This window comes from Paenibacillus sp. Y660 (assembly GCF_057221575.1).
Genome location: NZ_JBXBBJ010000008.1, coordinates 57,310 through 70,521 on the forward strand (window position 1 = coordinate 57,310; position 13,212 = coordinate 70,521).

Below are 13,212 nucleotides of genomic sequence, written 5' to 3' on the forward strand. Positions count from 1 at the left end.
TAAGAGGATAAATATTTTCCGTGGGAAAGGTTGGTCGCAGATGGAGAATGCAGTAGAGAACAAGTCATCATCCTCGAATTTCATAAAAAACATCGTAGCCGAAGATTTGAAGAGCGGCCATGTGCAGGAAATTGTCACTCGTTTCCCGCCGGAGCCGAACGGCTATTTGCATATTGGACATGCCAAGTCGATTTGCCTGAACTTTGAGCTTGCCGATGAGTTCAAAGGCAGAACGAATCTGCGTTTTGACGATACGAATCCACTCAAAGAAGATACGGAGTATGTGGAATCCATACAAGAGGATGTCCGCTGGCTTGGCTTTGAATGGGATGATCTACGTTTTGCGTCGGATTATTTTGAAGAGCTTTATAACCGTGCCGTGCTGCTTATTAAGAAGGGCAAAGCATATGTATGTGATCTGAATGCAGAGCAAATGCGCGAATATCGCGGCACATTGACCGAGCCAGGCAAGGAGAGCCCTTATCGGAACCGTTCCGTAGAGGAGAACCTCGACTTGTTCACGCGTATGCGCGCGGGCGAGTTCAAGGACGGCGAGCGGGTGCTGCGCGCCAAGATCGATATGGCTTCGCCGAATATCACGCTGCGCGACCCCGTTCTGTACCGAATCGCACATACGCATCATCACCGCACGGGCGATGCATGGTGCATCTATCCGATGTATGACTACGCTCATCCGCTGAGCGATGCCATCGAAGGCATTACGCATTCGATCTGTACGCTAGAGTTCGAGGATCACCGTCCGCTATATGACTGGACGATCGCGGAATGCGAGATGGAAGCTGCTCCACGCCAATATGAATTTGCCCGTCTGAATGTGACGAATACCGTCATGAGCAAGCGCAAGCTGAAGCAATTGGTAGACGAGGCGGTCGTAGACGGCTGGGATGATCCGCGCATGCCGACGATCAGCGGCTTGCGCCGCAAAGGCTACACGCCTGAAGCGATACGCGCATTTTGCCGCGAGATCGGCGTATCGAAGAGCAACAGCCTTGTGGACGAGCGCAATCTGGAGCATTTTATAAGAGAAGATTTGAAGCTGAAGGCTCTTCGCACGATGGCTGTATTGCGGCCTCTGAAGGTCGTCATTACGAACTATCCAGAAGGTGAAACCGAGCTGCTGGAAGCAGAAAACAACGCTGAGAACGAAGAGATGGGAATCCGTCAAATTCCGTTTTCCCGCGAGATCTACATTGAACAGGATGATTTTATGGAAAATCCTCCGAACAAATATTTCCGTCTCTTCCCTGGCAATGAAGTACGCCTCAAGCATGCGTATTTCATCACCTGCCAAGAAGCGATCAAGGATGCGGACGGCAACGTAATCGAGCTGCACTGCACTTATGATCCGAAGACGAAGAGCGGCTCAGGCTTTAACGAACGCAAGGTTAAAGGCACGATTCACTGGGTAGACGCATCTTCCGCTGTACCTGCGGATTTCCGTTTGTTCGAACCGCTAATTACGAGCGAGGCAGAAGAGGAAGGCAAGCCATTCCTTGCATGCATCAATCCGAATTCGCTTGAGGTGCTGGCTGGCTTCGTTGAGCCGAACATGAAGGATGCGGCAGGCGGCGACAAGTTCCAATTTTTCCGCCACGGCTACTTTAATGTGGATCCGAAGGATACGACGGCAGAGAAGCTGGCCTTCAATCGTATCGTTTCGCTGAAAAGCTCATTCGATCCGTCCAAAGCATAAGCGTATGCGAAGCGCAGAAGAAGCCTGCCGAGATCTATACACTCGGCAGGCTTTCTTTCTTTCTATTTTATAGGGGGGATCGAATGATTAAGCATAACATCCATAGCTTGCTTCTGGCTGGCGGACTTAGCTCTAGAATGGGGACGGACAAAGCACTGCTGCTCATTGAGGGCAAGCCGCTGCTGTACCTTCTGGTAGAACGACTGCGCGCATTGACAGAGCATGTGATTATATCGGTAGGATCATCGGAGCGAGAAGCGCTTTATCGCAGTATTCTCGGTAATTTGGGAGAGTCCGTGAGCTTTGCTTTGGATCGCTATCCAGGCTGTGGTCCGTTGTCCGGCGTTCATGCAGGCTTATCTACTGTCACTGAAGGCTATGTATTCGTAATGGCCTGCGATATGCCGCAGCTGTCCGAGGAATTGCTCACGCAGCTCATGGGCCATGTGAAGAGCGGGGCGGACGTCATTCACGCCGCCGGCCAGCCGTTTCATGCGCTTTATCATGCAAGGGCGGTCCCTCAAATAGCGGCAGCGCTCGATCAGCAGGATTTCCGTGTCATGCGGCTGCTAGAAGGGCTGAATACCGTCGTCGTTAATCCGCTTGCGAACGGCGGCAAAACTATTTTCACCAACCTCAACACGCCGGATGATTACACCAAATATATTGGTGATTAAGAGTTGCGAAGAAAGGTTTTTGATGCACTAGGCCTGCCGAGCGTTTTGCTTGGCGGGCTATTATTTTTGGATGCTCAAACAAACGGCGGTGTGATATAATTTGTCAAAGTTAAGAGAGCCTTTGGCCTTCATAAATCATTAATAATAAGCAGTAGGAAACACCGCAAGCGACACATTGGAAGGTAAGAGGTGGAGAATATGTCTAGGCAGCAACAATATGAAATTATCGACGCTCAGCTAAGCGATCTAGAGCGTATTGTCGACATTTATAATGCAACGATTGCGAGCCGTATGGTAACAGCGGACTTGGAGCCGGCGACTGTAGATAGCAAAAGAGCTTGGTTCGATGAGCATTCTGCCGATTTTCGTCCATTATGGGTTTTGCGAATGGAAGGAGAAATTGCGGCATGGTTTAGCTTTCAATCTTTTTACGGCAGACCTGCCTACAATGCCACGGCAGAAATCAGCATTTATATAGCGGAGCAATTCCGATCGCGCGGCCTTGGCTCGGTGCTGATTCAGAAGGCCATCGAAGAATGCCCGAGGTTAGGGCTGAATACGCTGCTTGGCTTTGTATTCGGACACAATGAGCCAAGTCTGGCGCTTCTTCGCAAGTTTGGGTTCGAGGTATGGGGGCATCTGCCTAAGGTTGCAGTGCTCGATGGCGTAGAGAGAGATCTTGTGATCTCGGGGAGACGCGTATGAAGCGAACGCTAGTCATTAGTGACATCCACGGCTGCTATACGCCTTTTAATGATCTGCTTGAGAAGATGAACTATTGCCCAGGCGAGGATCAGCTCATGCTGCTTGGCGATTTTGTTGATCGCGGTCCAAGGAGCAAGGATGTGGTTGAGCAGGTTATAGGACTCGTTCAGAAGGACGGCGCGATTGCTATTCAGGGCAATCATGACGAGAGGCTCGTCGATGTTATGCTGGAGCGAAGCGAGCATGCGTTGATGAAATTTTCCGGTCACGGCGGCAGGCAGACGGCAGAGAGCTATGCCGGCATCAAGCAAGGCTCGATTGAGCATGTCATCGAGTGTGCGAAGGAGGCTGTTCAAGAGCGTTATTCGCATCACATGACCTTTCTTGACAACCTTCCCTATTACCATGAGGACGAACATTTTATTTATGTGCATGCCGGTCTTAATCCCAATTACTTGAATTGGAAGGAACAGCCTCCGCGAGATTTTCTCTACATTAAACAGCCTTTTCTGACCAGGCCTACCAATGTGAGCAAAACGGTTATTTTCGGCCATACGAAAACAATAGATATTCACAAAAAGCCAGATGTGTGGTTCGGTCCCGGCAAAATTGGCGTTGACGGCGGCTGTGCGACAGGACATCAGCTTAACGGTCTAGCGATTACAGGAGCAGATGAATTTAAGGTTTATTCAGCGCCTTGGAGGCTGTAAATGATGCGGATGTATGCGAATGCTCATTTCAAAAGCTTGCTGCTGAATCTGTTTCTAACCGTACTCGGCTTAGGCTACGCGCTTATTATGGGCTGGTTATTATTTTACCGAAATCGCTATTTTGGCGAAGGCTACAGCTATAATCTCGTTCCACTCTTTACAATAAAAAAATATATCGTCCATTATGATCATTTCAATTTTGATATTTGGTTCAAAAATTTATTCGGAAATATCGTTTTATTTATACCGATTGGACTTTTTTTGCCTTTATTAAATAAAAAATACAGACGAGTGCTCGCGCTTGCGGGAGCCTCCATCTTGCTTATTACAATCGTCGAGCTCGCGCAAATGCTGACACGGGTAGGCAGCTTCGATATTGATGATATTATCTTGAATACCTTCGGAGCGATGCTTGGCTTGCTGATGGTCAAGCTTGTTGTCCGCTAGGCTCTGTGACTCGCATATCCTTTAATGTTAAAATAAAAGCAATGACTTGGAATAAGGAAACGAAAGGAAGAAAAACCATTGAGTAAATATTGGAGTCCATTGACCGCTTCTCTCGTACCGTATGTGCCAGGCGAACAGCCGAAGGATAGAACGTATATTAAGCTGAATACGAATGAGAATCCTTATGCGCCATCCCCGAAAGTAATCGATGCCATCAAAGCAGCCGCAAATGCGGATCTTCGCCTGTATCCCGATCCTACCTGCGAGGGACTTGTACAAGCTGCTGCGAGCTATTACGGCCTGCCAGCTGAGCAAGTGTTTGTAGGCAATGGCTCGGATGAAATTTTAGCTTTTGCGTTTGCTGCTTTCTTCGGTCCAGCGAAGAAGCTGCTGTTCCCGGATATTACGTACAGCTTCTATAAGGTGTATGCGAAGCTCTACGGTTTGCAGACAGAGCTTGTTCCGCTGGACGAGCAGTTTCATGTGCAGGTAGAGGCCTATGCTTCGGACAATGGCGGCATCATCATACCGAATCCAAATGCCCCGACAGCGGAATTGATTCCGCTCGAGAGCATTCGTACGCTGCTTGAAGGCAATCCGAATCAGGCAGTCATTATTGATGAGGCTTATATCGATTTTGGAGGGCAATCGGCCATCGAGCTGATAAAGGACTACCCGAATTTGCTCGTCGTGCAGACGCTTTCGAAATCACGTTCGCTTGCTGGGCTTCGCGTCGGCTTTGCCTTTGGCAGCGAGGAGCTGATCGAAGGACTGAATCGGATCAAAAATTCATTTAATTCGTATACGATTGACCGGCTCGCCTTAGCTGGCGCCATCGCTTCGCTCGAGGACGATGCTTATTTCCGTGAAACGACAGCAAAGGTGATGGCTACGCGTGAGAGGGTGACAGAACAGCTGCTTGCAGCTGGCTTCAAAGTGACCGACTCGAAAGCGAATTTCGTCTTTATCTCGCATCCTAGCCTAGCGGCTGAATCCATTTTCCAGCAGCTTAGAGACAAGGGCGTGCTTGTTCGTTACTTCAATCAGCCTCGCATTAATGAATATTTGCGGGTAAGCATCGGTACGGATGAAGAAATGGATGCTTTTATTCAGGCGCTTCAAGAAATTATAGGCGTGTAATGGAAGAGGCAGCGAAGGAGCAGCTGTTGTTCAGACGATCAATGAGGTCAATACTGCTGCTAAGTGCAATTTATGCTGTAGTCAGCAATGTCTTTCTGTATGCAGCCTACTTTAACAGCGGAATTGTAGAGTGGAGCTACCTCGTTTGCATATTGATGGTCATCGCATTCGTTTTGCCTATTGTGAAGCTGTTTCGGAATCGGCATTGGTACTTTCCGGCCTTTATCTTCTTGTTCTGGATACCGTTTAGCGTCCTGCTTGCTTTCATTCTTAGTCAAGTTCTGCCGCTATCGGACCAATATGCGGATTTTGGGCTGCTGCTCGTTTATTGCCTTATTCTGAATGTCGTCGTAATGGTGCTGAGCATCGTTTTAGGCATAATCATTATACGGGTTGGATGCTTTGGCATCGAATGAACCAGAACAAATAACAATAATTCAAAAGTAAGCCGTGCATGGTCCTCCTCTCATTAAAAGGAGCATGCACGGTTTTTTTTGTTCCAATAGCTCGTACCTTGACTTTTTGGCAGTTCCGTCTTACAATTCTATTAAATTAACTAACGTTCGTTAGGCAATGAGAACGGACGAGACGGCGGGAGGGATTACGGATGAGCACGGAGCCTTCTACGGCAGAGAGAATCAAGCAGGCAGCATTAACGATGTTCACGGAGTCCGGTTACGAAGGAGCTTCCTTATCAGAAATTGCCAAAGCGGTCGGCATCAAGACGCCGTCTATTTATGCGCATTATAAATCGAAGGAGCAGCTGTTCTTGCAGCTCATTCAAGAAGTGATCGCAGAAGAGCGGAAACAATATTTAGAGCTGCTTCAGGCCATCAAGCAGGAGCCGATCATGCAGCAGGTCTATCGATTATTTGCTTTTTTTACCGATCTTAATCATATGACGACCGGGCAGGCTTTCCTGAAGCGGACGATTCTTGTACCGCCGCGGCATTTAAGGGATCAATTGAGGCAGGATCTCTTGCGCTATGAGATTGAGCTGACCGAAGGTCTTATAGAGGTGCTGCATAAAGGAGCATCCGAGGGATTGTTTAACCGTGAGGAGGAAGAGCGGCTGATCGCAGCCTTCTACGTGTGCGTCGATGGCATTCTTGTCGAAAACCAATTATATGAGGAAGAGCTGTTCGAAAAAAGGAAGCGAATGGTGTGGCAATCATTGTGGAAGCTTTGGACGATGACAGCGAGAGAGGATTGAAAAATCATGCAGTGGATCTATTTACTATTAGCAGGCTTTCTGGAGGTTGGCTGGACGTTTGGTCTTAAATATTCAGAGGGCTTTACGCAGCTCGTTCCGAGTATCGTGACGGTCGTGCTGCTTGTAGTGAGCTTTATGCTGTTTGCACGGGCGATGAGAACGATCGAGATTGGCGTTGCTTACGCGATATTTACAGGGATCGGAACGGTCGGCACGGTTATAGCAGGCATTTTAATATTGAATGAACCAGCGGATTTCTGGCGCTTGTTCTTTATTGCTTTATTAGTTGGAGGCATCGTTGGACTGAAGCTTGTGTCGAAGGAGAAGCCGGCAGCGGCGGCAGAGCAGGCAGAAACAGCTTCATCTATTCAGGAGCGGCCAGCAGCGAAAACGGTAAGAACAAACAACAAAGATCGTGAAAAGGTGGGTACGTAACATGGCTTGGGTCTTTTTAATTATATCCGGCTTAGGTGAGGTCGGAGGCGTTACCTTTATGAAGCTGTCAGACGGTTTCAAGAAATGGAAGGGAACCGTTGGTGCAATCGGAGCGGGCTTTGTCAGCTTTTTCTTCTTATCTAAAGCGTTGCAGACTATACCGATTAGTACGGCTTATGGGATATGGACGGGGATCGGCTCGATCGGCAGCGTTTTGCTTGGGATGTTCATTTTTGGCGAATCGCGGGATTGGCGTAAAATGCTGTTCTTATCGATGATTATAGCAGGTGTGATTGGGCTTAAGGTTGTGAGCGGCGGCCATTAGCGGCCATTTTTTAAACGAGGCTGTTCGGCAAGGTATTTGACCTTGCCGAACAGCCTCGTTTTCTTTGGAGCAGGATGGGATCTCAATATTGTCAAAGGATCCGCTTGTCAAAAGCATACTAACAGCTGCAATTAATCCTTTGTATGCTTTGTGGCTCTTGTGCTGAGCAAAATAAACGTCGGTGTACCAAATTTTATGAAAATGTAAATGAAATTGTAAAGGGAGAAGTAGCCTGAATTCAGCATGGAAGTTGTTGCGGATGCGCTGGCATGAACAGACAGCACACCGAGGATCGAGAGTGTTCTTGCGATCTGAAGCTCGGGGATTTGTTCGTTTCTGTTTTGCAAGTTCGATGTCGTGGTTATAGGCTCGCCCTTTCGTGTTTGGATTGGAATCCTCACGAAAATAACACGAAGGCAGGGGCCGTTCAATAATTCTGCAGCAACCTTAATGCAATGATAAGCAAGGTGAAAATTATTGTTAGAAATCGTTAAGGAGTTAATCGATTTGTTAAGAAAATAGTAAGATTAGCAGATGGAAATGAAAAGCTTAACGGGTGCGCTTTATTTTTGAACCAGCTCGTTTTACAATATAGAGGAATAAGATGAAACTAAAGGAAAAGCGGGATGTGATACATGATGGATGACTTGCAGTTGGAGATGCTAATCTCGTTAACCGAACGGTCGCTGCTATCTGAAGTTGAACTTAGCAGCATAGACCCCAAAAATCCGATTCGTGTGGCTGTACTGCCGCTCGGATGGAAGCTTCTTGGAGCAGGGAACTACGCTGGCGTATTTACGCATGGCGATTATCCGGATATAGCGGTCAAGGTATATGCGCCTAACCGCGAGGGTTGGGAAAGCGAATGCGAGGTCTACCGATTAATTGGCAATCATCCTGCCTATTCGATGTGTTACCACGCAGGGGAGTATAACGGGCATTATTATTTGATTTTAAAGCGATTAAAAGGGAAGACCTTATATCAATGCATCATCGATGGTGTAGCCATTCCGACCAAGGTTATTGAAGACATCGATCAAGCGCTCGACTACGCACGCTCCCGCGGATTGTTCCCGCATGACGTGCATGGGAAAAATGTGATGGTGAAGGATGGTCGCGGCATCGTCCTCGATATTTCTGATTTTTTGAAGGAAGAGCCATGTACGATGTGGGATGATCTCAAAAAAGCGTACAACAAGATTTATATGCCCTTCTTGTCCAAAAAGCCGAGACCTGTCCCTGAATGGGTGCTCAACGGTGTTCGCAAAGGCTATCGCTGGATGCGAAGCTCTTCTGTGGTGGGTCGCTCGTCATAACCGAATAACCGAAGCGGCGGCTGCTCTTCCTGAGCAGCCGCTGCCAGGCAATCTTTTTCGAAAACCCTCGCATCAATGCTCTTCATCGAAAGCGTCAAGCAGCACCTTGGCGAGATCGGCGTCCTTTTTAAGCACATGAATCCGTCTCAAGGAATTGCCTTCAATGGTAATTTTGGATTTCAATCCATTTGCTTTGAAATGGGCCTGCAACCGGTCGATTAGCTCCGATCTTGAACCTCCTTCAGTACGAACGGGTATCCAACGATTCCAAAATAATGCCATTATGCGTCACCTCCTTAACGTTTTACATAGTAAAACCGACTTAGGAAGCATGTGCTTTCCGGCTTGGATGGTCAAACCGAAAGAGATTGCACATTTCATATTTATTCAGTGAAAGCATTCAAACATGACAGTGAGTCAAAAAATACTTTCATGTACGATCCAAAATCTGAGGGGGAATAACCATTCAAGCCATGCCGCATCCTAAGAAAGCAACTTGGCGACCTGACTATTGACAAACCTAACTGTAACTGATAAAATTACAGTACAAAGCAGGGAGGCCCTTAAACAGTGAACAGCGAATTTACGATTGCCGTACACAGTCTCGTTTACTTGGCTTATTTACCGGAGAAAATGGCTAGCAGCGATATGATCGCCGACAATGTCGGCACTCACTCTGCTCGCGTTCGCAAGGTAATGAGTGGTTTGCGCCGCAGTGGATATGTGGATACGCGTGAAGGATCGGGAGGCGGCTACAGGCTGACCATTGATCCAAATGTGGTCACATTGGCCGACATCTATCGAGTGATGGCACAAGGCTCGCTTATTCCGAGCTGGTGCTCGGGCAATCCAGAGATGGATTGTGTCGTTGGATCGAATATGAATCAAGTGATGTTCGGTATTTTTTGCACAGCGGAGAAGCAGCTCGAAAGCCATTTTAGCGCGATAACGATTCAAGATGTTTTGAAGCAAATACACGCATGCGGTTAGCAAATAATGATTCAATAAGCGGTGAGACGGGTATTCCCTTTATCATACACATTGTTTGGAGAGGATGATTGAAATGGCAGTAGCATTAACAAAAGAGAACTTTAACGAGAGCATTCAAAACGGCGTTTCCCTTGTAGATTTCTGGGCACCTTGGTGCGGACCTTGCAAAATGCAGCTTCCAATCGTTGAGGAGCTTTCCACTGAATTGGAAGGTCAAGCTGTAATCGCAAAAATCAACGTTGACGAGCAGCCTGAATTGGCTTCGCAATTCGGCGTTATGAGTATCCCGACATTGATTTTGTTCAAAGACGGTCAACCCGTTGACAAAATGGTCGGCGTTCAAAGCAAAGATGCTTTGAAAGCAAAAATCTCCGGTCAGCTGTAAGCAACTTTTTGAAACGAATAAACGTCTATTTATCGTCTGGTTATCAGTCATTGGCTGGTTGCTGGGCGATATTTTTTTCGTAAATTGTTCCATCTATTAATAAGCGGATACTATATTATCCATGAAAACGATAGAAATTCCACTCGAAATGACCATATCTTACACATTTTCACAATAGTTTCTGTTGCTTTCTAAGAGAGGTATCAAGTAGAATTGATAGTATTGTGCGCACCAGCGCACCCAAATTATGGTTTATGGAGTGGTGATGTAGTGAACGCAGTGATTACAAAAAAGGACAGTACGGTTACCGGAGAGTCCCTGCTGCAAGGGTTGGCGTCTTCTAAAATATTGATCATTATACCGGCTTATAACGAAGAGCACAGCATAAGCCATGTGATTCAAGATGTGAAGACTCATTGCCCGTCTGCTCATATACTAGTCATCAACGACGGTTCAAAGGATCGTACTCGCGAGGTAGCTGAAGCGAACGGTGCGGCTGTTGTCACACTTCCGACTAATCTTGGAATCGGCGGCGCTATGCAGACTGGATATCGTTACGCTCACCGCTATGGCTATGATGTAGCTGTTCAGGTTGATGGAGACGGACAGCATAAAGCGGAGCAGCTTCATCTTATTTTAGAGCCAGTGCTTAGCGGAAAAGCGGATTTGGCGATTGGCTCGCGTTTCATTGAACAAACGGGCTTCCTGTCTTCAGCGACGCGGAGAGTCGGAATCAAAATTTTATCTACGATCGTCAGCGCAATGACACACAAGCGCGTCCTTGATGTGACATCAGGATTCCGTGCTGCGAATAAGCGGGCGATTTCGGTATTTCAAAGCGATTATGCAACGGATTATCCAGAGGTGGACTCAATCGTGCTCATTCATCGCAGCGGCTTGCGTACGAGCGAGGTTGCAGTAGTCATGGAGGCGCGCACGGGCGGAACATCGTCAATAAATGCGCTGCGTTCGGTGTACTATATGGTTAAGGTAACGCTGTCGCTGTTCATTCGCAGCTTGAAGGCAACAAAGCCGGTTGAGATTCAATCGTAGATCGTAGAGGAAAGCAAATGCTTACGAAGTGAGTTTGCTTCGCAAACTAGGTCCATGCTTACGAAGTGAGTTTTGCTACGCAAAACTTTAAGGAGGATACACCATGCAAGCCTTGTGGATTATCACAAGTGTCGTTTTTTTGTTTGTACTTATTATGCTTATTAACCGCAGATTGCTGCGCGAGCAGTATTCCATGCTGTGGCTGTTGTTTGGCGTAGTGATGCTGATCTTGTCCGTACGCGTTCAAATTATTGATTCGCTCGCACATGCCGTTGGTATTAATTACGCGCCGGCTTTGTTGTTTCTGGTTGGTATTTTATTCTGCGTCGCATTGATTCTTCATCTTACAGTCATCGTATCCAAATTATCGGAGAAGGTTATTCGCCTTACGCAAGAGCTCGGTATTTTGCATCACGAACTACATGAACGCAAAAGGTCGGATTCCTAATGGCATATATTGTATTGGTTTTTAATATTTTACTTCTTGTTTCGGGTCAATTGTTATGGAAAACAGGAATGAACAAGATGGATACGGCCAAGGGCGATACGTGGGTATCGTTGCTGTGGTCGCCGCATATTTGGTCGGGGCTTGTTTTGTACGGCATTGCGACGGTCTTATGGCTGTATGTTCTTAAGAAACTGCCGCTTAGCTTAGCGTATCCGCTGCAAAGCTTGGCATATGTAATAGCTTTAGTAGCAGCTGTATTTATATTTCATGAATCGGTTCCGCTGCAGCGCTGGATTGGTGCTGCCATTATTTTGGTCGGTGTCATTGTGCTCGCTTGGAAATAGGCGGTTTAGCATTGAGGGGGATTAACGAACGTGGTTGAATGGGTTAGAAAAAACAAAGCATGGACGATAGCGATTGTCCTCATTTTTTTGCTTGCCTCTTGGGTCAGAGCTGACTTTCTTACTTCGGTTAAGCATACCGTGTCGCATGATACAAAATATTATGATGAGATGGTTCATCGGCTTCTCGATAAAGGCATATATGCCTATAAAGAAGAGGTTTCTAACGCAAGAGTAACTCCAGGATACCCGTTATTTATGACCGGTATGTACATCATAGCTGATCAAATCGGCGTGGAGCCGTTCCCGCTTATAAGGTGGGCGCAGATGCTCATCAGCTTAGCAACCTTAATTCTGATTTATATTATCGCGATGCTTGCTACAAGAAATAAGTGGGTCGCCATTATATCGCTGTTTATCTCGGCGATTTATCATCCTTTTATTTGGGCGAACGGTGCTGTTCTTACGGAAACGCTCGCGTTATTTTTTCTGATGGCGTACTTAACGATCCAGCTTTATGCCTTTCGTACGCAGCGAAAGCGCGATGCTGCGCTCGCAGGTGTGCTGCTCGGGATTACCGTGCTTGTGAGAGCAGAGTTTCTGCCACTATTTGTTCCGCTATACGGCGTTTTCTTGCTTCAGCAATGGTTCAAGCCTAAATCAGAACAGTTGAATGCGAAAGTCTCGAAGCTGGCTATTTTCAAAAAAGTCGCATTGCTGGGCATTATTACAGGCTTGTGCCTGTCGGCGACGATGCTTCCTTGGTGGATTCGCAACGTTGTAACATTGAATGAATTTGTTATGACCGCATCTCAGTCTAATCCATTTAAAGCCGGTACATATCCGAATAAAGATTATACCGACAAAATTGTTGTCCAAAACGGAATGTCGCAGGATGAATATGCTTGGGCGCGCATTAAAGCGGGTTTCACGCAGCAAACCTGGAAATATGTAAAATGGTACACGGTAGGCAAGCTCAAATATACGTATACGCATATGTTCTTTGGGTCCGGACATACGCCGATTTATCATGCCTATCCGAAGGTAGCCTATATGCACCTATTCATCGTATACAGCACCATTATTCCGCTGCTTGCGCTTGTATGGAGATGGAGGCATCCGGCAGCCATGCTTGCGGTTGTTATCATCATTATGTCGATGATCAGACTCGTATTCGTGCCGGAGTATCGTTATAACTTTACCGTTATGCCTTTATTTATTATTTTGTCATCTTGGCTTGGTGTATATATTTTGCAGAAGATAGGGTCCTATTCCTCGCGAAGGAAAACAGCATAACCTTGATAATGTAAGAC

Annotated in this window: 18 protein-coding genes; 17 read left to right on the forward strand and 1 reads right to left on the reverse strand. The window is 46.9% G+C overall.

The window, feature by feature from the left end; all coding sequences use genetic code 11:
- Window positions 1–40: 40 nt before the first annotated feature.
- The 11 genes from AC2TDN_RS11810 to AC2TDN_RS11860 all read left to right on the forward strand — a co-directional run bounded on the left by AC2TDN_RS11810 (window position 41) and on the right by AC2TDN_RS11860 (window position 8,682).
- Window positions 41–1,714 carry a glutamine--tRNA ligase/YqeY domain fusion protein gene (locus tag AC2TDN_RS11810; protein ID WP_484688131.1) on the forward strand — a complete coding sequence of 558 codons (1,674 nt, stop codon included), beginning with the start codon at window positions 41–43 and terminating at the stop codon, window positions 1,712–1,714.
- 83 nt (window positions 1,715–1,797) lie between these two features.
- On the forward strand, window positions 1,798–2,391 hold the full coding sequence (gene mobA, locus AC2TDN_RS11815) for a molybdenum cofactor guanylyltransferase (RefSeq protein WP_484688132.1): 594 nt from the start codon (window positions 1,798–1,800) through the stop codon (window positions 2,389–2,391).
- A 198-nt stretch (window positions 2,392–2,589) separates the two neighbouring features.
- The gene (locus AC2TDN_RS11820) at window positions 2,590–3,096 is read left to right on the forward strand and encodes a GNAT family N-acetyltransferase (protein WP_484688133.1); all 507 of its coding nucleotides are present in this window, start codon (window positions 2,590–2,592) and stop codon (window positions 3,094–3,096) included.
- A complete protein-coding gene (locus tag AC2TDN_RS11825) occupies window positions 3,093–3,806 on the forward strand; it encodes a metallophosphoesterase family protein (RefSeq protein WP_482069663.1) in 714 nt (237 codons plus the stop codon). Before AC2TDN_RS11820 ends, AC2TDN_RS11825 begins: the two co-directional genes overlap by 4 nt.
- Window positions 3,807–4,253: a VanZ family protein gene (locus AC2TDN_RS11830; protein ID WP_484688134.1), complete on the forward strand. Its 447-nt coding sequence runs from the start codon at window positions 3,807–3,809 to the stop codon at window positions 4,251–4,253.
- Window positions 4,254–4,331: 78 nt separating this feature from the next.
- On the forward strand, window positions 4,332–5,393 hold the full coding sequence (hisC, locus tag AC2TDN_RS11835) for a histidinol-phosphate transaminase (protein ID WP_484688135.1): 1,062 nt from the start codon (window positions 4,332–4,334) through the stop codon (window positions 5,391–5,393).
- 26 nt (window positions 5,394–5,419) lie between these two features.
- A complete protein-coding gene (locus AC2TDN_RS11840; RefSeq protein ID WP_484688136.1) occupies window positions 5,420–5,809 on the forward strand; it encodes a hypothetical protein in 390 nt (129 codons plus the stop codon).
- Window positions 5,810–6,000: 191 nt separating this feature from the next.
- Window positions 6,001–6,606, forward strand: coding sequence for a TetR/AcrR family transcriptional regulator (locus tag AC2TDN_RS11845; RefSeq protein WP_484688137.1), 606 nt, complete (start codon window positions 6,001–6,003; stop codon window positions 6,604–6,606).
- 6 nt (window positions 6,607–6,612) lie between these two features.
- Window positions 6,613–7,041, forward strand: a complete 429-nt coding sequence (locus AC2TDN_RS11850; RefSeq protein ID WP_484688138.1) for a DMT family transporter — start codon at window positions 6,613–6,615, stop codon at window positions 7,039–7,041.
- A gap of 1 nt (window position 7,042) precedes the next feature.
- The gene (locus tag AC2TDN_RS11855) at window positions 7,043–7,366 is read left to right on the forward strand and encodes a DMT family transporter (RefSeq protein ID WP_482069669.1); all 324 of its coding nucleotides are present in this window, start codon (window positions 7,043–7,045) and stop codon (window positions 7,364–7,366) included.
- Window positions 7,367–8,001: 635 nt separating this feature from the next.
- Entirely contained in the window at window positions 8,002–8,682 is a 681-nt protein-coding gene (locus AC2TDN_RS11860) for a serine/threonine protein kinase (protein WP_482069670.1), read from the forward strand.
- 72 nt (window positions 8,683–8,754) lie between these two features.
- Here AC2TDN_RS11860 and AC2TDN_RS11865 read toward each other — a convergent pair whose 3' ends face one another.
- Window positions 8,755–8,964: a hypothetical protein gene (locus AC2TDN_RS11865; RefSeq protein WP_053373729.1), complete on the reverse strand. Its 210-nt coding sequence runs from the start codon at window positions 8,962–8,964 to the stop codon at window positions 8,755–8,757.
- Window positions 8,965–9,252: 288 nt separating this feature from the next.
- Between AC2TDN_RS11865 and AC2TDN_RS11870 the strand changes: the two genes are divergently transcribed.
- The 6 genes from AC2TDN_RS11870 to AC2TDN_RS11895 all read left to right on the forward strand — a co-directional run bounded on the left by AC2TDN_RS11870 (window position 9,253) and on the right by AC2TDN_RS11895 (window position 13,195).
- A complete protein-coding gene (locus tag AC2TDN_RS11870; protein ID WP_169084447.1) occupies window positions 9,253–9,672 on the forward strand; it encodes an RrF2 family transcriptional regulator in 420 nt (139 codons plus the stop codon).
- A gap of 73 nt (window positions 9,673–9,745) precedes the next feature.
- The gene (trxA, locus tag AC2TDN_RS11875) at window positions 9,746–10,057 is read left to right on the forward strand and encodes a thioredoxin (protein ID WP_183562753.1); all 312 of its coding nucleotides are present in this window, start codon (window positions 9,746–9,748) and stop codon (window positions 10,055–10,057) included.
- 270 nt (window positions 10,058–10,327) lie between these two features.
- Window positions 10,328–11,110, forward strand: coding sequence for a glycosyltransferase family 2 protein (locus AC2TDN_RS11880; protein WP_482069671.1), 783 nt, complete (start codon window positions 10,328–10,330; stop codon window positions 11,108–11,110).
- A gap of 103 nt (window positions 11,111–11,213) precedes the next feature.
- On the forward strand, window positions 11,214–11,558 hold the full coding sequence (locus AC2TDN_RS11885) for a DUF2304 domain-containing protein (RefSeq protein WP_482069672.1): 345 nt from the start codon (window positions 11,214–11,216) through the stop codon (window positions 11,556–11,558).
- Window positions 11,558–11,902, forward strand: coding sequence for an EamA family transporter (locus AC2TDN_RS11890; RefSeq protein ID WP_482069673.1), 345 nt, complete (start codon window positions 11,558–11,560; stop codon window positions 11,900–11,902). The genes AC2TDN_RS11885 and AC2TDN_RS11890 overlap by 1 nt, the downstream gene beginning before the upstream one ends.
- Before the next feature lie 30 nt (window positions 11,903–11,932).
- Window positions 11,933–13,195: a phospholipid carrier-dependent glycosyltransferase gene (locus AC2TDN_RS11895; RefSeq protein ID WP_484688139.1), complete on the forward strand. Its 1,263-nt coding sequence runs from the start codon at window positions 11,933–11,935 to the stop codon at window positions 13,193–13,195.
- Window positions 13,196–13,212: the final 17 nt, after the last annotated feature.